We start from the raw sequence: 21,325 nt of genomic DNA, 5'->3' as shown, positions 1-21,325 counted from the left end.
GATCGCCGCGAGAATCCGTCAGAGGCTTGAGAAGGCCCGTCTTTTTCCGCCGAATGCGACTATAGATCGGTCGGATTGTCAGCAGAGCGTCCCGTCACGCCCCCGCCCCCTCCAACACCCCCGGCACTTCGCCGAACAGCCCCTGCGCCGCCCGGTCCTCCAGGGCCTCGAAGTCCACCCCGGCCGTCATCCGCTCCAGCCGCCGCACCACGGCGCCGCAGTCCGCCCGCGCCCCCGGCGCCTCGTCCATCACCCATTCGGCGATGGCGGCGATGCTGGCCAGCGCCTCCTGGTCGGTCATCCGCCCGCCCTCCAGCCCCGCCACGGCCGCGATCTCCCCGATCTCGCGCAGGGCCCGGCGGCAGGTCTGTGGACACGCAGTCCCATCCCCGCCGAACGCCCCGCGCGAGCCCGGGTTCACGCCACAGCGCCCCTTCTCCCCTCGGGGGTGGAGGAGGATCGCATGCGATCCGACGACGGGTGGCCCGAAGGGCCGGATGAGGGGGCTCTCTCCGCCGCACCGGCTCATTCCCCGCCAGCCTTCCCTTTCCACCAAAGCTCGGCGCGCCCCGCGCGCCCGACACGCCCGGCCCCGGTCGCCCGACCCGGCGCGGGTCAAGGACAGGCCGTCCCGGCCTGCCGCGCGAGCGGCGCGCAGCGTCCTTGAGGCGCGCCGGGGCGGGTGGCCCTCTGGCACGGGAGCGCACTCGCCAACTCCGGGCATCGCCCAACGCTCATTGCGCAGGCTTCGGTTCCGGTGCCTTCCGCTGCTCGCGGATATGAACTGCGGTCTGTTCGATGCTCGGGTATACGGTGGTCGCATTGATGTTCAGGCGATCCAATTGGCCGAGAATGTTCGCCTTATTCCGAACCGTGATGCGGGCGATCTCGATACCGGCTTGGCCCTCTTCATCGAGGGTGGCCTCATGACCGAACAGAAGAAATGCTCCGGACTGGGACTTGATCCGAGTGTTGGTGCGTTTCGCTTTCACGCAGATGATTGACCGCAGGTCATCAGGTACAATGCGGTCCTCGAAGAATGCCTTTTCAGATTTGATGTGGTGCAGAAGCTTCAGCACTGGTGTTGCCGCATTGAAGGTCGCCAAATCAAGGTTGAGATCGATCCCGTTCTTTTGACTGTTCGTCAAGTTAGAGAGATTTGCTAGGCAGCTAACCGTGTCTGAGTCGTAGTATTTTATATCATCAGCGGGAACGCGGAAGGTGACCACCTCGCCATCGAGGTCGCTGTTCTTTGGGTCGCCCTGACAGGCGAAATATAAGGCGACGAGTGGATTGCTAGAGATGTCCAAAAGGCGAGTTGGAAGGCCGTAGTGTTGCATCCGCACCAGTCGGTCGAAACAGTACTGGTCGGCCTGAAACTCGCCGTGGTGGGCAATCAGAAGTTCTTTGCACAGCCGGTCTTCGCTCGGCAGGTACTGCCAATCACCGTTCGGCCACTTGCGGAGAAGAGACGGTGTCAGTTGGTATGCCGCGTCGTCGTGACCCCGAAAGAAGGTCTCGGTGTCCGCCTTGGCGGGCCATCCGTACAGCAACTTCAAGAAATCCTCGACCGACTCAGCGGCACCTATCGGCTTCTTCCGCGCGGGTGGAGGTGCAGCATTCGGATCGATCTCCCCCAAGAGATCAGCAACTGGAGCGGCTGTCTGGACGGCTGGTTTGAGCGTTTGAAGACGTTCGAGGACTGACTGGGCGTCCCCCTGTCTGACAGCCCAGTGTGTGCGATAGAGTTGGAAATTGTCTGCCCCGAACACGGCCCTGGCCTCGTCCAAGGTGCGAAAAGTTAGGGCCCCGAAGTCGATCAGCGTCTTGAACCGTGCCGACACCTCCCGCGACGAGGGGATGAGCCCTTCAATCCGGCCGTATTTCACGACCATCACCATCGCGCCGAATTCGCCGCCGATCTCGCTGCACAGGAAGGTCGGCAGCTTTTCTAGGAACGTGACGGCATCGCTGTCGAGCGACTCGAGGGCCGTCGCGATCGTCGGCGGGGTGTATTCAAACATCCGCCCCCGATTCATTTCGATGACGTCCACATCGCTTTGGACGAAATTGCGGTCGCCGAAGGCGATGTAGTTAAAGGTCTCGGACATCCGCTCGTCCCGTTGGCTGCTTCTGGAGCTCGGCCTTGGCGTGGCAAACCCGCTGAACCTACGGTAGCGCTTAGCGCCCAGCTTGTCTCGCGCTGGTATTTCGTCCCGGCTATTTCGTTCGCAATTTGTTCACCGAACGAACCATGCTAGCCAATGTTGCAACGAACCTCTGAGTGCGCGGGAACATGGCTTCGGCAGAACAGAACTTGTCGCGGGACGTGATCTTTATCAGCAAAGGCACGCCGAACGATGACGAGTTTGTTCTTTGGATAGCGCCTCGTCTGGAAGCGGCGGGGTACAAGGTCTTTGCAGATATTCTCTGCCTTGACGCTGGAGACCGGTGGCGGAAAATCCTCACCAGCACGCTTCAAAATCGAGCAGCAAAGATGCTCCTGTGCTGCAACGATGTGACCCTTAATAAGGATGGCGTTCAGGAAGAGATCGGCATCGCGTCAGACCTCGTTCGCGAGTTGTCCGACCCCAATTTCATCATTCCTCTGCGCCTTGAGCGGTACAAGAAGGTCTTCGGAATTGGCGAACTGCAATGGGTCGATTTCTCAGACCGCTGGGCGGATGGGCTAGCCCGACTTCTGGAGACTCTTGAGAAGCAGCGAGCCCCCTGTAATCCCGACAGGCCAGCGATCAGTCAGCATTGGGAGCAGTACCGCAAGCGTGCTTCCATCGAGGTCAAGAACGAACCGGAGACGCTGACGAGCAACTGGCTGCGCATCGTCGAGGGGCCGACCTTCGTCCGGTATTTTAAGGCGTCCGGGGTCGTAAGCCGCGAAGCTCTACGCAACGCCGTCAAAAAATTCGGCTTCCCAGCGGAGGTCTTCAACCAAGGCTTCTTCACCTTCGCGAACTCGCTTGATGTCCACGAACATTTCGGAGGCACAGGCAAGTTCACCCTGGCTTTCGAAACCGGCGTCATGGAGTTCGTCCAGGAAGGATTGATCGAGGACTACGGTCTCTATCGCCGCGAGGCGTCTAACCTCGTCATGTCGATGCTTCGGATGGCGTGGAACAACAAGTGCAAGGCGTTGGGCCTTCTGGAATACAAGTGGTCGAAGGCGAGCGGTTTCCACGCCACCAAGGACATCGCGCCCGTGGGCAAGAAGTTCAACTGGGGCCGCCAAGGCGACAAACGCTCCTCCATGCTGCGGAACATCGCCAAAGGGCATGTCTGGCAGTATGGCGTCAGCGCCCAGCCGGCCTTTTGGCCTTACCCACACCTGAAACTGAAGGCCCGTGTCTTGTTTGCGGAAGAGGCAAACGGCGAGGCGGGCCCGGCGATCGACGACAAGAAAAAGCAGCACCGTCTGCGGCGCCGGGTCTGCAAGGGTTGGCGGAACAAGCAATGGCACGGCAGGCAGATGGCCATGCTTGAGCTCATGTCTGGAGAGTCCGCCTTTATCAGCTTGGATGTCGGCTCCGACGCGGCGTTTACCCTCGATGCAACGCCCATTGCCTTCACCATGCCAGTAACGACTGCCCTGCCTAACGTCCTCGGTGACGAGGATGAGGAGACCGATGAGTCCACCATCTACGCATCGCGTCCCGAGACGGAGGAGGCGCAATGAAGTTCCCCGAGAAGTTCCTCCCAACCCTCTTCATCGAGGAGCCCCCGCTCGAGTTTGCTTACGGCCAGACCTGCCCGAATCCGAAAGATGGACTTTACCTCTACGGCCCACATCGGCGACCGAAGCGGGCGAAGGAGATACGTGTTGGCGTCGTCGGCACTGATGCCGGTATTGGCTACTTCAAGGCTTGGGCTGAAAAGCTGAAGCGACGGGTTCACGTGCCCCCGCCCGGTAAAACCGACAAACCTAACCGGCTCCACCTCGCCAATTTTCCGGGCATCGAAGAGGCTTTCGCGATCTCCTACGCAGTCAACGACTTCGTCTGCTACCCGCTTGAAAAATCCCACATCACCGACGCCACTAGCCTGCTGAACCAGCATGAAGCCGTCGCAAAAACCGTAGGGCTCTATGCGGACAGGGTGAAACGCCACGACAAGGACGAAGAACAGACAATCGATGTCTGGGTATTCGTTTTGCCGGAGGAGATCTTCGAGCGCTGCAAGCCGGAAGCCAAGCGGACCGGCGTTCCGAAGCTGAAGGGCGAGTTTGCTGGCCGGCAAAAGGAACGGTTCGAGGCTCCGCTCTTCGCTGGCATCCTCGACCAAACCGAAGAATCCGTCTTCGACGACGTCCCCGATTTTCACCGGCAAGTGAAGGCGCAGTTTTTGAAGCTTGGCCACACCACCCAGCTTCTTCGAGAGACGACGCTAGCCCCGGAAGCATTCACGAATTCAGCAGGCTACCCGATCCGAAAGACGCAAGACCCCGCGACCATCGCGTGGAACCTAGCCACAGGGTTGTACTACAAGACCCAACCGTCACCGCCGTGGAAGCTATCCGGCATACGGCCCGGGGTCTGCTATGTCGGCCTCGTCTACAAAGTCATCCCAAACGACAAACGCGACTTCGTTTGCTGCGCCGCGCAGATGTTTTTGAGTGAAGGCGACGGTGTCGTCTTCCGTGGCGCAAACGGCCCGTGGAAGACTAGCGACTACGAGTTCCACCTCGGTGCGGAAGCCGCCGCATCCCTTATGGAGATGGTCGTCGCGGCTTATCGCGAAAAGCACAATGAGAACCCCCGTGAGATTTTCATTCACGGGCGCACCTTCTTCAACAACAAGGAGTGGGAGGCATTCGCCTCCGCTGTGCCAGAAGGTACGAACGTCGTTGGTGTGCGCATCCAATCGACCGACGGCGATGTGAAACTCTACCGGGACGGTGACTATCCGGTGTTGCGGGGGTCCGCTGTCGTTCTCGACGACCAGAACGCCTACCTCTGGACCAACGGTTATGCGCCCCAGCTCGATACTTACATCGGTCCCGAGACGCCTAACCCGCTGTTCGTCTCGGTCCTGCGTAGCAAAGAGGCGTTCCCCAAGATCGAAGGCGTGCTTCGCGACATCATGGGGTTGACCAAAATCAACTATAACGCCTGCAACTTCAACGATAGCCTCCCGGTTACGGTCCGTTTCGCGGACAAGGTTGGCGACGTGCTGGTCATGGGATCGGCGAAGGACGCGGAACGGCAACCTTTCAAATTCTACGTCTAAGCTGCGATAGGCTCGCCGCTGCAGACGTCTCAACATCCCACTTGAGTCAGCAGTTGCTGGTCACCAGACAACAAAAAAGGGCGGGCCCGTCACCGGACCCGCCCTCTTCTGTCCCGGCTCAAGGCCGGGATGACAACCGGACTTCCTAGAAGTCCATATCGCCCATGCCGCCCATGCCGCCGCCCATGCCGCCGCCGGCGCCGCCGGCGCTGGCCTTCTTCGGCGCATCGGCCACGGCCGCTTCCGTCGTGATCAGGATCCCCGCCACCGAGGCGGCGTCCTGCAGAGCCGTGCGCACGACCTTGGCGGGGTCGATGACGCCGGCCTGGATCATGTCGACATACTCTTCCGTCTGGGCGTTGAAGCCGTAGGTGGCCGAGGCGTTTTCCAGCACCTTGCCGACGACGATGGAGCCTTCGACGCCCGCGTTCTCGACGATCTGACGGATCGGGGCCTGGATGGCGCGGCGGATGATGGCGATGCCGGCCGTCTGGTCGGCGTTGTCGCCTTTCAGACCTTCCAGCGCCTTGGTCGCCTTCAGCAGGGCGATGCCGCCGCCGGGGACGATGCCTTCCTCAACGGCTGCACGCGTGGCGTTCAGCGCGTCGTCGACGCGGTCCTTCTTCTCCTTGACCTCGACCTCGGTCGAGCCGCCGACGCGGATGACCGCGACGCCGCCGGCCAGCTTGGCCAGACGTTCCTGCAGCTTCTCCTTGTCGTAGTCCGAGGTGGTGTCCTCGATCTGCTTCTTGATCTGGCCGATGCGGGCCTCGATCGCGTCCTTCTCACCGACGCCGTCGACGATGGTGGTGTCGTCCTTGGTGATGGTGACCTTCTTGGCCTTGCCGAGCATGTCGAGGGTGACGTTCTCCAGCTTGATGCCGAGGTCTTCCGAGATGACCTGGCCGCCGGTCAGGACGGCGATGTCCTCCAGCATGGACTTGCGGCGATCGCCGAAGCCCGGGGCCTTGACGGCGGCGACGCGCAGGCCGCCGCGGAGCTTGTTGACCACCAGGGTGGCCAGGGCCTCGCCCTCGATGTCCTCGGCGATGATCAGCAGCGGGCGGCCCGACTGGACCACGGCTTCCAGGATCGGCAGCATCGACTGCAGCGACGAGAGTTTCTTCTCGTGCAGCATGATCAGGGGTTCCTCGAGCTGAACCTCCATCTTGTCGGCGTTGGTGATGAAGTAGGGCGACAGGTAGCCGCGGTCGAACTGCATCCCCTCAACAACGTCAAGTTCAGTTTCCGCCGTTTTGGCTTCCTCAACTGTAATGACGCCTTCGTTGCCGACCTTTTCCATGGCCTTGGCGATCATGTCGCCGACTTCCTGGTCGCCGTTGGCCGAGATGGTGCCGACCTGGGCGATCTCGGAGTTGGCGCTGACCTTGCGGCTCGAGGCCTTGATGTCGGCCAGGACGACGGTCACGGCCTTGTCGATGCCGCGCTTCAGATCCATCGGGTTCATGCCGGCGGCCACGGCCTTGAGGCCTTCCTGGACGATCGACTGGGCCAGGACGGTGGCGGTGGTGGTGCCGTCGCCGGCCTTGTCATTGGTCTTGGAGGCGACCTCGCGGATCATCTGGGCGCCCATGTTCTCGAAGGGATCCTCGAGCTCGATCTCTTTGGCGACCGAGACGCCGTCTTTCGTCGAGCGCGGGGCGCCGAACGACTTCTGGATCACGACATTGCGGCCCTTGGGCCCCAGGGTGACCTTGACCGCATTGGCCAGGACGTTGACGCCGCGCAGCATTTTTTCGCGCGCGTCGGTGGAGAACATCACTTGTTTGGCAGCCATCTGGCAGCTCCTGATTCTGTTTAGTTGAGTAGAAAGACAGAAATGTACGAGTGCTTAGGACAGCACGCCCAGTACATCCGCCTCCTTCATTATAATGAGGTCAGCACCGTCGATCTTCACTTCTGTTCCTGACCACTTACCGAACAGGATGCGGTCGCCGGCCTTCAGATCCATGGGGACGTGCTTGCCGTCTTCATCGCGCGAACCGGGGCCGACGGAGACGACTTCGCCTTCCTGGGGCTTTTCCTTGGCCGAGTCGGGGATGATGATCCCGCCCTTGGTCTTCGATTCTTCTTCCACGCGCTTGACCAGCACGCGATCGCCGAGGGGACGAAACGCCATCTGTGTATTCTCCGATGAGGACTTCTGAAATCTGCGCCAGCGGCTCCGGATCGACCATTTTGGCAGCCGACGCCTGAGAGTGCTAACGCGGCAGGGAAGTAGGAGCGCGGGAGCCCGGCGTCAAGCGCCAGGGACCAGTCCAACTGCCCCACTGCCGTGCATTTCGGCCCGCGTCAGCAGGTCCTCACTGGACGGCGGGATAATCGGGAAAGCCGTTCCCGCCGCCGTCAAACCATCAACCGCTTCATCAACTCGGCCGTCGAGGGGTCCAGGTCCCGCGAAGGCTCGCCATCGGCGACATCCTTCAGGATCGCTTTCGCCAGCACCTTGCCCAGCTCGACGCCCCACTGGTCGAAGCTGTTGATGTCCCAGATCACACCCTCGACGAAGGTCTTGTGCTCATAGAGCGCCAGCAAGGCTCCGACCGCCTCGGGCGTCAGCGCGTCCATCAGGATTGTCGTCGAGGGCCGGTCGCCCGGAAAGGTCTTGTGCGGCGCCAGACGGGCCGCGTCTTCGGCGCCCAGGCCCGAGGCGACCAGCTCCTCGCGGGCCTGGGCCTCGGTCTTGCCGAGCATCAGCGCCTGGGCCTGGGCCAGGGCGTTGGACCACAGCGGAGCGTCGCCCTCGCGCGAGTCGACGGCCGCCGCCGACGTGTGGCCCACGACGATGAATTCCGCCGGCACGACCTGCGGCCCCTGATGGATCTGCTGGAAGAAGGCGTGCTGCCCGTTGGTGCCGGGTTCGCCGAACACGACCGGCCCGGTCGCCGTATCGACCGGCGAGCCGTCGCGCTTCACCCGCTTGCCGTTCGACTCCATCTCCAGCTGCTGCAGGAAGGCGGGCAGCCTGCGCAGGCCGTGGGCGTAGGGCGCGACCGTCCGCGCCGACCGCCCCAGACCCTCGACGTTGAAGACCTGGGCCATGGCCAGCAGGATCGGCGCATTGACCTCCAGCGCCGCCTCGGTGAAGTGAACATCCATCGCCCGCGCGCCTTCCAGCACCCGCTCGAACACGTCCCAGCCCAGCGCCACGGCGACCGACAGGCTGACGGCGGACCATAGCGAATACCGACCCCCGACCCAGTCGCGGAATCCGAACGTCCGACCGCAGCCCCAGGCCTCGGCCTTGTCCGGCGCGGCCGTCACCCCGATCAGGTGCCTGACCATCCGCCGCGGCGACAGACTCTCGGCCAGCCAGGCCTTGGCCAGGTCGGCGTTGGCCAGCGTCTCCTGCGTGGTGAAGGTCTTGGAGACAACCACCACCAGCGTCGTCTCCGGATCAAGCCCGGCCAGGGCCTCGCCCATGTCGCGGGGGTCGATATTAGCCACGAACCTCAGGTCGATCGTCGGCTCCAGCGGCCGCAGCGAGTCCCACAACAGGCGCGGCCCCAGATCAGAGCCGCCGATGCCGATGTGGACGATGGCGTTGAAGGGCTGTTTGGTGCCGCCGGTCTCGGCTCCCGAGCCGATATCCGCCGAGAACCGGGCCATGGCCGCGCGGACTGCATCAACCCCGGCCGAGACGGGCTCGCCCAGCGCCTTGAAATCAGCCCCGTCAGCGGCCCTCAAGGCCGGATGCAACACCGCCCGGCCCTCGGTATTGTTGACCGCTTCTCCCGCGAACAGCGCGTTACGGCGACCTTCGACGTCGCAGGTCCGCGCCAGATCCAGGGCGGCCTCGAACCCCTCGGCGCTCCAGGACTGTTTTGACAGGTCCAGATACAGACCGGCCGCCTCGACCCCCATCCGCTCCATGCGGCCGGGATCGGTCGCGAACTGGTGCGCGATGCGTCCACCCGCGTCCTTGCGCGCGACGGCTCGGAGCATGTTGAGGGCCTGGGAGCGGGCGGTCATCGGCGGAGCTCGCGGAACAGCGGGGTAAACCCTCGTTTACGGGTGTGGCGTAAGCCGGTTCAACGCCGGATTTTCGATTCGGCCAACTTAATGAGGTTCGCCATGTCCTGCGGCGTCGTCCTGGCGGTTTCCCTGCTTCTTTCCGACCCGAACGTGGCCCTGGCCGCGGCCCAGCCGCCCGCGCCTGTTTCCGCGCCGGTTTCGGTGGCCGCCGAACCCTTGTTCGCCGACATCGTGACGCGGTCCGGCGCGCTGAAGGGCGTGGTCCAGGGGTGGATCGAAGCCGGAATGATGAACCAGGCCGATTTCGCCGCCGGCCCGACCTTTACCGGCTTCAAGGCCGAGGCGGAGGCCCTGGCCGCGAGCGACATGCAGGGTCACCTGATCCTCAAGCAGCGGGGGACGGACAGTGACCTCAAATGCATCCTGCGCGGCATCTCGGAAGACATTCCGAAGAAGGTCGCAGCCTTCGAGGCCGCGGCCACTCCTGCCGAGCGCCGCCTGGCGCTCGACGAACTGGCCTATCTGCTGAACGACAACGTCGAGGTCATAACGGCGCCGCCCCAGCCCGAGGTCTGACTGAGGCGGGACGGGGCGAAAGCCCCGCCTCCTACTCCTCGCGGACGCGCTTCTTGCGGAACGAGGGGTTCAGCACGGCCTTGCGCAGACGGATCGACTTGGGCGTGACCTCGACCAGCTCGTCTTCCTCGATATAGGCGATGGCCTGTTCCAGGCTGGGCCGACGCGGCGGCGTCAGGCGCACGGCCTCGTCCTTGCCCGAGGCGCGGATGTTGTTCAGCGCCTTGGCCTTCATCGGATTGACGTCGAGGTCGTCCCAGCGGGCGTTCTCGCCGATGATCATGCCCTGGTAGGTCTTCTCGCCGCCGCCCACGAACATGATGCCGCGGTCTTCCAGGTTCCACAGGGCGAAGGCGGCCGTCTCGCCGTCGCCGTTCGAGACCAGCACGCCCTTCAGGCGGCCCTCGATGGCGCCCTTGTGCGGCTCATAGTGGCTGAACACCCGGTTCAGCACGCCCGAACCGCGCGTGTCCGTCAGGAACTCGCCCTGGTAGCCGATCAGCGAGCGTGACGGCGACTTCAGCGTCAGGCGCGTCTTGCCGGCGCCCGACGGGCCCATGTCCTTCAGTTCGGCCTTGCGGGCCGACAGCTTCTCGATGACCACGCCGGTGTATTCGTCGTCGACGTCAATGACGACGTCCTCGATCGGCTCCAGACGCTCGCCGTTCTCGCCGGTCTGATAGACCACACGCGGACGCGAGATCGACAGTTCGAAGCCTTCGCGGCGCATGTTCTCGATCAGCACGCCCAGCTGCAGTTCGCCGCGGCCGGCGACCTCGAAGGCGTCCTTGCCGCCCGTCTCGGTGACGCGGATGGCGACGTTGGCTTCCGCTTCCTTGAGCAGGCGGTCGCGGATGACGCGCGACTGGACCTTGTCGCCCTCGCGGCCGGCCAGCGGGCTGTCGTTGACCGAGACGGTCATGGAGATGGTCGGCGGATCGATCGGCTGGGCCGGCAGGGCCTCGGTGACCTCCAGGGCGCACAGGGTGTCCGCCACGGTGGCCTTGGACATGCCGGCGATGGCGACGATGTCGCCCGCCTCGGCCTCGTCCACCGGCTGGCGCTTCAGGCCGCGGAAGGCCAGCACCTTGGTGATCCGGCCCTGCTCGATGGTCTTGCCGTCGCGGTCCAGCGCCTTGATGGCCATGCCGGGAACGGCCTTGCCGCTCTCGATCCGGCCGGTCAGCAGGCGGCCGAGGAAGGGATCGCTCTCGATCAGCACGTTCAGGATCTGGAACGGCTTGTCCTTGTTGGCGACGACCTTGGGCTCCGGCACGTGTTTGACGATCAACTCGAACAGGGCGTTCAGATTGTCGCTGGGCTGGTTCAGGTCCATCGTCGCCCAGCCGGCCCGGCCCGAGGCGTAGATGTGCGGGAAGTCCAGCTGCTCGTCGGTCGCGCCGATGGCGGCGAACAGGTCGAAGGCGGCGTTGTGGACCTTGTCGGGATCGGCGTGGGGCCGGTCGACCTTGTTGATGCAAAGGATCGGCTTGAGGCCCATCTTCAGCGCCTTGGTCAGCACGAATTTGGTCTGGGGCATGACGCCCTCTTCGGCGTCGACCAGCAGGACGCAGCCGTCCACCATGCCCAGGATGCGCTCGACCTCGCCGCCGAAGTCGGCGTGGCCGGGGGTGTCGATGATGTTGATCCGGGTGTCACCCGTCTCGCCGTGCCACAGCACCGAGGTGCATTTGGCCAGGATGGTGATTCCGCGTTCCTTCTCCTGGTCGTTGGAGTCCATCGCCCGCTCGGACTGGGCCTCGTTGGCTCGGAAGACGCCGGACTGGGCCAGAAGCTGGTCCACCAGCGTGGTCTTGCCGTGGTCGACGTGGGCGATGATGGCGACGTTGCGCAGATTCATTTGACTATCAGACGTGCAAGGCGGCCGGGCGAAAGCGGACCGCTGGATTTTGGCGACGGTGCGGGGAGCGCGCGCCTCTTACAGGGGTGCACGCGGAAACGCCAGTGCGTGTCGGACACGCACGGGCGGAACGGCGGCTCTATCGCCCAGGAAAAGGGCGGCGCGAAGGCGGTCAGACCCCGTGGACCGCCGGGCCGACGGTCCGGTTCTCGTCCTTGTCCGGACCAACCGTCGCCGGGACGGCGAAAAACGGACACCTGGACGAAGCAAAAGCATCGGTCGCGTGACGCACAACCCGGTCATCCCGGATCCGGGAACGCGAGGGCGTCATGACCGAGATTGAATTGGGCGGTTGGCGGGCGGCCACGGGACCGCGCGCCGGCCTGCGGAGACGGGTCGCGCGCGCCATCTCCCGGCTGGGCTTGCTGATATCCACCCTGCCTCGTGCTCATGAGCCGATCGCCTTGTGCCTGACGGCGGTGGTCATGTTCAGCGTCCTGTTTCTGGCCTTTCCCGGTCTCGATCTGGCCGCCAGCGAGCTGTTCTACCGCACCGGCGCCGGTTTCGCCCTGAGCCAGGACCCGCTGTTGAGAGCCTTCCGGAAGAGCGCCGACCTGAGTCTGGCGATCCTGCTGACCGGCTTGCTGGGCCACCTGATCTGGCTGGTCGCGCGGCGGGGCATGAAAGCCTTGGCCCTCGCCCGCCGTTCGGTCTTTCTGCTCGCGGCCCTCGCAGTGGGACCGGGACTGATCGTCAACGGCCTGTTCAAGACCTGGTGGGGTCGGCCGCGGCCGGTCATGGTCGACATCTTCGGCGGCGAGGCGCCGTATCAGCCGGTCTGGCGCATCACCGACTGGTGCCAGTCCAACTGTTCCTTCGTCAGCGGAGAGGCCTCGTCCGCGGCCTGGATGGTGGCCGCCCTGGTGCTGGTTCCGCCCAGACTGCGTCTGCTTCTGGCGCCGCCGGTGGTCTGTTACGCCTTCCTGCTCTCCCTCAACCGCCTCGCTTTCGGCGGCCATTTTCTCTCCGACATCGTGTTGTCATGGGCGATCAGTGGATTGATTTTCGCGGTTCTGTTCCGCGTGATGGTCAGCGCGCCCGGCGTGGCGCGCCGGGCGCGGGTCAGGGCCTGGAAAGGCGCCCCGGCCACGGCTTGACGGCCCCTTGGGGCGCCCTGATCGATCGGCGTCCCTGGCTGGCGCTGGCTGTCGCGATCCTGACCGTCACGGCGCTGCGCCTCGTCAGCCTCTCCCTCGCGGCGACCGATCTTTATGTCGACGAGGCCCAGTACTGGAGCTGGGCCCAGCAACCGGCGTGGGGCTACTATTCCAAACCACCGCTGATCGCCTGGTTGATCGGCCTGTCGCAGTCGGTGTGCGGGACCGGCGAGGCCTGTGTCCGCACGCCGTCCACCCTCGCCTGGGCGGTGACGGCGGGGGCCGTCGCCGGCGTTGGCTCCGCCCTGTACGGCCGCCCGATCGGCTTCTGGGCGGGACTGTCAGCCCTGCTGGCTCCGGGCGCCGCCTATTCGGCGCGGATCATCTCGACCGACGCCCCCCTTCTGGCCTTCTGGTCCTTGGCCCTGCTGGCCTTCGTGCGGTTGAGGGCCGGCGGCGGCTGGCGCTGGGGCGTCCTGCTGGCGGCCGGCCTTGGTCTCGGCCTGCTTTCCAAATACGCCATGGCCTGGTTCCCGGGCTGCCTCCTGCTGGCCGCCCTCGCCGATCCGGCTTCGCGCCGCGCCCTGGCTCGCCCGCCCGTCTGGGGAGGCGTGCTGGCGGGCGCCCTCATGCTGGCGCCAAACCTGACCTGGCAGGCCGCCCACGGACTGGCCACGCTGAAGCACACGGCCCGAAACGCCTCCGGCAACGGAGGGCCGGGGCTCGACGACGGTTTCGCCTTCGTCGCCGCCCAGTTCGCGCTCGCCGGACCGGTGATCTTCGCCGCGGCCTGTGCGGCGATCTGGCTGTGGGCGCGCGGACGGCTGACAGAGCCGGAGGATCGCCTCCTGCTGGTCTTCTCGGCCCCGATCCTCCTGCTGCTGATCGCCATGGCCTTCGTCACCCGCGCCAACGCCAACTGGGCGGCGACGGGCCTGGTCGCGGTCTTCGTTCTGGGTCCGGCGTTGCTGCTGCGCTGGCGGCGGCGCGGGTGGCTGATCGGCGGCCTCGCGTTCGGCCTGATCGTCCAGATCGCCCTGCCCCTGGCCGACGCCCACGCCTGGAACCTGACCGTCGGGGGGCGGCCCGTGTTCGAACGCACCCTGGGCTGGCGCCAGTTCGGGGCCGCCGTCGTCGATCGCGCGCATGCGGTCCGGGCCGATGTCATCGTCGCCGAGCGCCGGCGGGACGCCTCGGCCCTGCTCTACTACGCCCGGGATCAGTCGCTCAGGATCGCGGCCTGGCCGGCCCCCGATCAGGGGCCGCAGGACCATTTCCAGATGGACCGGCCGCTCACCGCCATCGCCGCCCGGAATCGGGTGGTCTTGGCCGTGGCCGCCTGCCCGGGGGCGGGCCGGTTCGCCGGCTGGGCCCGGGTCAGCGACCTGGGCGAACTGACGGCGCCGGCCGGCGTGGGGGCCGTCCGTCAGTGGCGCCTGTACCGGCTGGAGGGCCCGCCCCCGGTCGTCCGCAGTCCGCCGCCCTGTCCCTGAGCTGGACCAACCCGGACCTAGACCTTCGCGGCTCGCCCGCGCACCCAGCCGTACAGCACGAGGGTCAGCCCCACGAAGGCCGCGATCCCGGCCAGCATCGCCGGCCAGGTCGAGCCCTCGGGCAGCATGGCGAAGGGCGCGTCATCGCCGGTCGAGACGATCACGCCCGCCGTCATGACCAGGAACAGGCTCTCGCCCACGATCAGGCCGGACGCCAGCAGCACCCCCATCCGGCGGCCCACGTCGGCGAAGCGGGTCGTCTTGATCGCCTTGTCGTAGATCCAGCCGCAGATCGCCCCGATCACCAGCATGGTGGTCACGGCGGCGGGCAGATAGAAGCCGATGCCGACGGCCAGCGGCGGCAGCTTCATCTTCCCCTTCGTGGCGCCGCTCAGCACCGCGTCCAGCAGGATGATGACGACGCCGATGACGGCCCCCAGACCGATCAGGTCCCAGCGCAGGTCGCCGCCGATGACGCCGCGCGCCAGGGCCGAGATCAGGGTCGCCTGCGGGGCGGCCAGGGGCTCGTCGGCGATGCCGACAGGCCCGCCCTCGAAGCCGAAGGCCTTGTTCAGCAGGTTGAGGATCAGCGGAATGACCACCGCGCCCGCGCCGACGCCGACGATCAGGGCCGTTTGCTGCCGCCACGGCGTGGCCTGGACCAGCTGGCCGGTCTTCAGGTCCTGCAGGTTGTCATTGGCGATCACCGCCACGGCGAAGACGATCGCGGTCACGATCAGGGCGAAGGCCACCACCGACGGATCGGCGGGCAGGCCGGCCAGGGCCAGCACGCCCAGCATCAGCACCGAGGCGATCACCACGGCCAGGATGCCCACGCCCGACACAGGGCTGTTCGACGACCCGATCAGCCCGGCCATGTAGCCGCAGATGGCCGCCACGGCGAAGCCGATGAAGACCACATAGATCAGGCCCCCGCCGACCAGCAGGGCCGTCGATCCCGCCAGCGTCGGATTGCTCTGGGCGAACCACGCCAGGATGAAGCCGATGCCGATCAGGCAGGCGACCGACAGGCCGGCGACGATGTTGATCGGAATGTCCTGCTCGGTCCGTTCCAGCACCTCGCCGCCCTGGCGGCGGCGGTTGGCCGCCAGCGCCGAGGTCAGGCCGCCGACCAGCGGGCCGGCCAGCTTGATCAGCGTCCAGATCGCGGCCACGCCGATGACGCCGGCGCCCATGAAGCGGACTTCGCGGCTCCAGACGGTTCCCGCCAGTTCCTCGGCGCCCACGCCCGCGGGCAGGGTCGTCGCGATCGACGGAATGCCATGGGCGGTCAGCCAAGCGATGGTGTCCGGCGAGGTCAGGATCGGCACCGCGACCCCCCAGGCGAGGATGAGCCCGAACAGCTGGGCCAGGCCCACGGCCAGTCCGATCAGGTGACCGGCGCCCAGAAGCGCGAACTGCATGCCGAAACCGATGCCCGTGGCCCCGCCGCCGAGGGCGGCCGGCAGCTTGATGAACCGCGCCGCCTCGCCCGCGAACACCCGTCCGGCGACCAGCAGGGCGTAGCCCGCCGAAACCACCGCCCCGGTGATCACGACCCACAGCCCGGACGCGTTCTCGCGCACGGCGCTCTCGGTCTGTTCGGCCCCGCGCGAGCCGACCGTCAGGACTTCCGCCGCGGCGACGCCTTCGGGATAGGGCAGGCCGGCCTCGACCACGAGGGCGCGGCGCAGGGGGATGGAGAAGGTCACGCCCAGCACGCCGCCGAAGACGCAGATCAGCACCGACTCCCAGAACGGAAACTCCAGCCACCAGCCGACCATGACCAGGCCCGGCAGGACGAAGATGATCGAGCTCATGGCCCCGCCGACCGAGGCCACGGTCTGGACGGTCATATTCTCCCAGATGGTCGAATCCTTGAACAATCGCAGGATGGCCATGGAGATGACCGCCGCCGGAATGGCCGAGGCGAAGGTCAGCCCGACCTTCAGACCCAGATAGGTGTTCGCCGCGGTGAAGATCACCGCCAGCAGGCAACCCAGAACCAGGGCGCGCAACGTCAGCTCGATGCGCTTGACGCCGCTGACGGGCGCGCTCGCGGGTGTGTCGGTCATGAAGGCCCTCTCCCTTGTTGGGCGGACCTAAGCCGGAAATGCGACAGCCGTCGAGAGGCGCCTCACTGGGCCAGCATGCCGCCGTCGATCTTGAACTCGGCGCCGGTGACGAATTTGCTCTCGTCCGCGGCCAGATAGAGGACGCAATACGCCACGTCGTCGGGTTCGCCGATCCGCTTCAGCGGGATGCCGCGACTGAGCCGTTCGTGCGCCTTGGCCTCGTCGCCGCCGGCCATGGCGATGAAGGGGTCGAGGATCGGCGTTTTGATGAAGACCGGATGGACCGAGTTGCAGCGCACGTTCCAGTCGCCCTTGGCGGCCTCGAGCGCGATGGTCTTGGTGTACATCCACACCGCCGCCTTGGTGGCGTTGTAGGCTCCCATGCCCGGGGCGGCGGCGAGGCCCGCCACCGACGAGATGTTGATGATCGACGCCCCACCCGGTCCTTTGGCGGCCGAGGCCCGCAGATGCGACATGGCGTGCTTGCAGCCCAGCATGACGGACTCGATGTTGACCGCCTGGACGCGCCGCCAGTTCTCGAGCGTGTCGGTCTCGACGAATTTCAGGTCGCCGCCGATGCCGGCGTTGTTGACCAGGATCGACAGCCCGCCCATGGCCGCCACGGCCTGGTCGATGACCGAGACCCATTCGGCCTCGTCAGTGACGTCATGGGCGAAGGCGAAGGTCGAGCCGGGGACCTCGGCGTTGATGGCGGCGGCCAGCGCCTCGACCCCCTTGAAGTTGACGTCGGTGACCGCGACCTTCGCGCCTTCGCGCGCCAGCATCCAGGCCATGGCCTCGCCCAGCCCGCCCGCCGCGCCGGTGATCAGCGCCTGTTTGCCCGCGACCCGTCCGGCCTTGCCCGTCATCATTTCGCTCCTGCTTCGGCGGCCGCTTCGTCGATGAACCGGGCCATGTCCACGTCCTTCGCCGTCACTCCGCCCGCGTCGTGGGTGGTCAGCAGGATTTCGACGCGATTGTAGACGTTCGACCATTCCGGATGGTGGTCGACCTTGTCGGCCTTCAGGGCCACGCGGGTCATGAAACCGAAGGCGGCGTTGAAGTCGGCAAACGTCAGCTTGCGCGTGATGGCGGGCCGGTCTCCGGCGTCTTCGCCCCACAGGGGCAGCCCCTTGAGGGCTTCCGTAACGTCAATCCGGTCGGTCATGCCATCCTCCGCATCCCTCCGCCCTATCCCGCCAGAGGGGCTGTCACAAGCGGCGGAACGCGCGGCGAAGCTTTGACGTTACCGAGCGTCGCTATTCAGGAACGGGAGCCTGCCATGGACAATATGTGGATCGCCGCCCTGGGGCCCGCTGACCGCAAGCGGATCGAGCCGCATCTGCATGAGCGGCCCTTCGCCCAGGGCCAGATGCTGTACGACGCCGGAGAGGCGGTCGAGGAGGTGTGGTTCCCGATGAGCGGCGTGGTGTCGCTGATGACCATCCTTGATGACGACCGCATGATCGAAACCGCCGCCATCGGCCGCGAGGGACTGGTCGGCGTGACCTGCGGCCCGCTGAACGCCCGCGCCGCCAGCCGCGCCATCGCCCAGGTCGACGGCGTGTCCGCCTGCTGTCCCTCCGACGTCTTCGCCGACGCCCTGGGCGACAGCGAGCCCATGCGCACCGCCCTGGCCAAATTCACCGAAAGCCTGTTCGCCCAGGTGCAGCAGACCGCCGCCTGCAACGCCCAGCATCGGCTGGACGAGCGGCTGGCCCGCTGGCTGCTGACCATTCACGACCGCGCCGACAGCGACCGCTTCCGCCTGACCCAGGCCGATGTCGCCGGCATGCTCGGCGTTCGCCGCGCCACCGTGTCCGAAGTGGGGGCGGAGCTTGAGGACAAGGGGCTGATCCGCCGGGGTCGGGGTTGGATCGAGGTCACCGACCGACCCGCCCTGGAAGACGCGGCCTGCGGTTGCTACGGCGCCATTCGGGGACTGATGAAGGATCTCGGCGTGCCCCGCCCCAAGGCCGGAGCGGGCGCCTGAGGCGACCTCTTTCCAGGGTCTGTCCGCCGCGACCACGCGGCCCGGTGACGGCGGCGCGGCGACGCGCTAGACCGCCCGCATGACCGACACGGCCCAGCCTTCAGGCAAGACCTCCTCCTTCGGCTTTCGCGACGTCGACGCGAAGGAGAAGGTGCGGATGGTGCGCGGCGTGTTCGACAGCGTGGCGTCGAACTATGACCTGATGAACGACCTGATGAGCGCGGGCGTCCACCGGCTATGGAAGGACGCGGCGGCGGCGAAGCTGAACCCGCGTCCGGGCGAGACCATCCTCGACGTCGCGGGCGGGACCGGCGACATGGCGCGGCGCTATGCGAAGATGGCCCGGGCCGCGCAGCAGCGTCGCGGGGGCGAGGACGCCTCGGTCATGGTGCTGGACTACAACGCCGAAATGATCATGGCCGGGGTCCACAAGGGCGGCGAGCCCGAGATGTCGTGGACCGTCGGGGACGCCATGGCCCTGCCCCTGCCGGACGCCTCGGTCGACGCCTATTCGATCAGTTTCGGCATCCGCAATGTGGCCGACATTCCGCAGGCGTTGAGCGAGGCGCGTCGGGTGCTCAAGCCCGGCGGTCGTTTCCTCTGCCTGGAGTTCTCACGCCCGACCGCCTCGGCGATCCGCAAGGCCTATGACGCCTGGTCCTTCCACGCCATCCCGCGCATCGGCGGCTGGGTCGCGGGCGACCGCGACAGCTATCAATATCTGGTCGAAAGCATCCGCCGCTTCCCGGACCAGGCGACGTTCAAGTCAATGATCGAAACCGCCGGCTTCAGCCGGGTGACGGTGACCAATCTGTCGGGCGGCGTGGCCGCCATCCATCACGGGTGGGCGATCTGACCAGCCGGATCGATCCTGCGACGCCGCCGCCTCCGCCGGCGACCGTGCCGGTGCGCCATCCGGTCGAGGCCTGGCTGCGTCTGCTGGGCTGGGGCTGGGTGCTGATCCGCCACGACGCCCTGGCGCCGCGCGAGATCACCCGCCTGCTGCCGGTCTGGGTGCGCTGGCTCGCCCATCTGCTGCACGCCTTCGCCGGCAAGGAGGGTCGCGACGGCCGTCCGGGCCAGCGGCTGGGCAAGGCCTTCGAACATCTGGGGCCCGTAGCCATCAAGCTCGGCCAGGTGCTGGCGACCCGCGCCGACATCTTCGGCGTCGAATTCGCCCGCGATCTGGGCCGGTTGAAGGACGCGCTCGCGCCCTTCCCGGTCGAACAGGCCCGGCGCGAGATCGAGCGCTCCCTGGGCCGCACGGTCGAAAGCCTGTTCATCGACTTCGGTCCGCCGGTCGCCGCGGCCTCGCTGGCCCAGGCCCATCCCGCCTGGCTGGCCGACGGCCGCAAGGTGGCGGTCAAGGTGCTGCGGCCGGGCGTCGAACGCCGGGTGGCGCAGGGACTGGACTCCATGCGGCTGGCCGCCCGACTGGCCGTCCGGTTCGTGCCGCTGGCGCGCCGGCTGGAGCCCTCCGCCTTCGTCGAGACCATCGCCCGGGCCTTGCAGCTGGAGCTCGACATGCGGCTGGAGGCGGCCGCCGCTTCCGAGCTGAAGGACATCATGGAGAAGGTCCGCGCGTCCGGCGGCGGGCATATGACCGCCCCCGCCGTGGTCTGGGACGGGGTCGGCAAGCGGGTGCTGACGCTGGAGTGGGCGCCCGGCATGGCCATGACCGATCCGCTGGCCGCCGAACAGCCGGGGCTGGACAAGAACGGCCTGGCCGACAATCTGGTGCGCGCCTTCCTGACCCAGGCGCTCGATTACGGGACGTTCCACGCCGACCTGCATGAGGGCAATCTGTTCTGCCACGCCCCGGCCGAGCTGACCGCCATCGACTTCGGCATCGTCGGCCGGCTGGGCCATGGCGAGCGCCGCTATCTGGCGGAAATCCTGTGGGGCTTCCTCAGCCGCGACTACGATCGCATCAGCCGCGTGCATTTCGAGGCCGGCTATGTGCCGCCCGAACACTCCGTCGAGGCCTTCGCCCAGGCCCTGCGCGCGGTCGGCGAGCCGGTCATCGGCAAGGCGGCCTCCCAGGTGTCGATGGGCCGGCTGCTGGGCCAGCTGTTCGAGATCACCGACCTGTTCGACATGCATCTGCGGCCCGAGCTGATCCTGCTTCAGAAGACCATGGTCTCGGTCGAGGGCGTGGCCCGTCGGCTGAACCCCGACCACGACCTGTGGGAGGCGGCGCGGCCCGTGGTCGAGCAATGGATCCGCCGCGAACTCGGCCCGCAGGCCCAGGTGCGCGACGCCCTCGATGAGGTGCGGGCCACCTTGAAGGCCCTGGCCCGTCTGGCGCAGGACCCGCCCCGCACACAGACGGTGGTCATTCGCGAGACCCGGGCCCCGACCTGGATGATCGTATGTGTCACGCTTGCAATATGCGCCTCCGCGGCCGCCCTTGTTCTGTCGCTTTGGCCCGCCATCGTCTGACGCCTGTTCTGGAGACGACCCCATGAAGCCGCTTCTGATCGCCGCCGCCCTGTTGCTTGTCCCCGCCGCCGCCCAGGCCCAGGTCGCCGCCGGGACCATGCCCAACAGCTTCGACCGTCCGGCCGCCCAGGCGGCTCCGGCCCCCGCGTCCCCGGCGGCTGCGGCGCCCGCCATCCCGGCGACCCCCGCCAATCCCCGCTCTGAAGAGGTGCTGCGCGAGATCATCGCCGGCGGACAGGCCGGGACCCTTCCCTATGCCCTGATGACCGACGACCTCGCCGCCAAGGTGCGCGAACAGGAGGCTGCGGTGTTGCCGATCCTGGCCGGGTTCGGGACGATCCAGGCCCTCGACTTCGTCGGCAGCCAGGAGGGCGCCGACCTGTTCGCCGTGACCTTCGCCACCGCGGCGACCCAGTGGGTCATCGGCTTCAACGACAGCGGCAAGGTCGACGCCCTGCTGTTCCGTCCCGCCGACTAACCCCCAGCCCTTC

At 66.5% G+C, this 21,325-nt stretch carries 18 protein-coding genes; 9 read left to right on the top strand and 9 right to left on the bottom strand.

Annotated elements, in window-relative coordinates; all coding sequences use genetic code 11:
• Positions 1–94: 94 nt before the first annotated feature.
• The gene (locus WC555_RS08165; RefSeq protein WP_373252792.1) at positions 95–421 is read right to left on the bottom strand and encodes a hypothetical protein; all 327 of its coding nucleotides are present in this window, start codon (positions 419–421) and stop codon (positions 95–97) included.
• Between the two features lie 313 nt (positions 422–734).
• A complete protein-coding gene (locus WC555_RS08160; RefSeq protein ID WP_373252791.1) occupies positions 735–2,111 on the bottom strand; it encodes an FRG domain-containing protein in 1,377 nt (458 codons plus the stop codon).
• Between the two features lie 185 nt (positions 2,112–2,296).
• On the opposite strand from WC555_RS08160, the gene WC555_RS08155 reads away from it, so the two are divergent.
• Both WC555_RS08155 and WC555_RS08150 read left to right on the top strand, forming a co-directional pair.
• Positions 2,297–3,691, top strand: a complete 1,395-nt coding sequence (locus WC555_RS08155) for a toll/interleukin-1 receptor domain-containing protein (protein ID WP_373252790.1) — start codon at positions 2,297–2,299, stop codon at positions 3,689–3,691.
• A complete protein-coding gene (locus WC555_RS08150; protein WP_373252789.1) occupies positions 3,688–5,241 on the top strand; it encodes a hypothetical protein in 1,554 nt (517 codons plus the stop codon). Before WC555_RS08155 ends, WC555_RS08150 begins: the two co-directional genes overlap by 4 nt.
• Positions 5,242–5,386: 145 nt before the next feature.
• Here the strand turns inward: WC555_RS08150 and groL are convergent, their stop codons facing one another.
• The 3 genes from groL to pgi all read right to left on the bottom strand — a co-directional run bounded on the left by groL (position 5,387) and on the right by pgi (position 9,234).
• Complete coding sequence (groL, locus tag WC555_RS08145; RefSeq protein WP_373252788.1) at positions 5,387–7,039, bottom strand: chaperonin GroEL; 1,653 nt, start codon at positions 7,037–7,039, stop codon at positions 5,387–5,389.
• Positions 7,040–7,093: 54 nt separating this feature from the next.
• Complete coding sequence (groES, locus tag WC555_RS08140; RefSeq protein ID WP_373252787.1) at positions 7,094–7,381, bottom strand: co-chaperone GroES; 288 nt, start codon at positions 7,379–7,381, stop codon at positions 7,094–7,096.
• Positions 7,382–7,608: 227 nt separating this feature from the next.
• Positions 7,609–9,234, bottom strand: coding sequence for a glucose-6-phosphate isomerase (gene pgi, locus WC555_RS08135; protein WP_373252786.1), 1,626 nt, complete (start codon positions 9,232–9,234; stop codon positions 7,609–7,611).
• Positions 9,235–9,336: 102 nt separating this feature from the next.
• On the opposite strand from pgi, the gene WC555_RS08130 reads away from it, so the two are divergent.
• Positions 9,337–9,813 (top strand): hypothetical protein, encoded by a 477-nt coding sequence (locus tag WC555_RS08130; protein WP_373252785.1) that lies wholly within the window; start codon positions 9,337–9,339, stop codon positions 9,811–9,813.
• 31 nt (positions 9,814–9,844) lie between these two features.
• Here WC555_RS08130 and typA read toward each other — a convergent pair whose 3' ends face one another.
• The gene (gene typA / locus WC555_RS08125; RefSeq protein WP_373252784.1) at positions 9,845–11,674 is read right to left on the bottom strand and encodes a translational GTPase TypA; all 1,830 of its coding nucleotides are present in this window, start codon (positions 11,672–11,674) and stop codon (positions 9,845–9,847) included.
• A gap of 329 nt (positions 11,675–12,003) precedes the next feature.
• Between typA and WC555_RS08120 the strand changes: the two genes are divergently transcribed.
• Positions 12,004–12,831, top strand: coding sequence for a phosphatase PAP2 family protein (locus WC555_RS08120; RefSeq protein ID WP_373252783.1), 828 nt, complete (start codon positions 12,004–12,006; stop codon positions 12,829–12,831).
• Positions 12,828–14,324: an ArnT family glycosyltransferase gene (locus WC555_RS08115; RefSeq protein WP_373252782.1), complete on the top strand. Its 1,497-nt coding sequence runs from the start codon at positions 12,828–12,830 to the stop codon at positions 14,322–14,324. Before WC555_RS08120 ends, WC555_RS08115 begins: the two co-directional genes overlap by 4 nt.
• Before the next feature lie 17 nt (positions 14,325–14,341).
• Here the strand turns inward: WC555_RS08115 and WC555_RS08110 are convergent, their stop codons facing one another.
• From WC555_RS08110 to WC555_RS08100, 3 genes are all read right to left on the bottom strand, one after another.
• On the bottom strand, positions 14,342–16,399 hold the full coding sequence (locus tag WC555_RS08110; protein WP_373252781.1) for an OPT family oligopeptide transporter: 2,058 nt from the start codon (positions 16,397–16,399) through the stop codon (positions 14,342–14,344).
• A 62-nt stretch (positions 16,400–16,461) separates the two neighbouring features.
• Positions 16,462–17,268 carry an SDR family oxidoreductase gene (locus WC555_RS08105; RefSeq protein ID WP_373252780.1) on the bottom strand — a complete coding sequence of 269 codons (807 nt, stop codon included), beginning with the start codon at positions 17,266–17,268 and terminating at the stop codon, positions 16,462–16,464.
• Positions 17,268–17,567, bottom strand: a complete 300-nt coding sequence (locus WC555_RS08100) for a 4a-hydroxytetrahydrobiopterin dehydratase (RefSeq protein ID WP_373252779.1) — start codon at positions 17,565–17,567, stop codon at positions 17,268–17,270. The genes WC555_RS08105 and WC555_RS08100 overlap by 1 nt, the downstream gene beginning before the upstream one ends.
• A 114-nt stretch (positions 17,568–17,681) precedes the next feature.
• On the opposite strand from WC555_RS08100, the gene WC555_RS08095 reads away from it, so the two are divergent.
• The 4 genes from WC555_RS08095 (at position 17,682) to WC555_RS08080 (ending at position 21,312) form a co-directional block, all read left to right on the top strand.
• The gene (locus tag WC555_RS08095) at positions 17,682–18,392 is read left to right on the top strand and encodes a Crp/Fnr family transcriptional regulator (protein ID WP_373252778.1); all 711 of its coding nucleotides are present in this window, start codon (positions 17,682–17,684) and stop codon (positions 18,390–18,392) included.
• A 79-nt stretch (positions 18,393–18,471) separates the two neighbouring features.
• Positions 18,472–19,248, top strand: coding sequence for a class I SAM-dependent methyltransferase (locus tag WC555_RS08090; protein ID WP_373252777.1), 777 nt, complete (start codon positions 18,472–18,474; stop codon positions 19,246–19,248).
• Positions 19,236–20,834 (top strand): 2-polyprenylphenol 6-hydroxylase, encoded by a 1,599-nt coding sequence (gene ubiB, locus WC555_RS08085; RefSeq protein WP_373252776.1) that lies wholly within the window; start codon positions 19,236–19,238, stop codon positions 20,832–20,834. Before WC555_RS08090 ends, ubiB begins: the two co-directional genes overlap by 13 nt.
• 22 nt (positions 20,835–20,856) lie before the next feature.
• Positions 20,857–21,312, top strand: a complete 456-nt coding sequence (locus WC555_RS08080) for a hypothetical protein (protein WP_373252775.1) — start codon at positions 20,857–20,859, stop codon at positions 21,310–21,312.
• Positions 21,313–21,325 lie beyond the last annotated feature (13 nt).

Source organism: Brevundimonas sp., assembly GCF_041648615.1.
In the GTDB taxonomy this organism is placed as follows: domain Bacteria; phylum Pseudomonadota; class Alphaproteobacteria; order Caulobacterales; family Caulobacteraceae; genus Brevundimonas.
The sequence above is the reverse complement of the archived record's forward strand: the minus strand, read 5'-3'. Positions and strand labels throughout refer to the sequence as shown.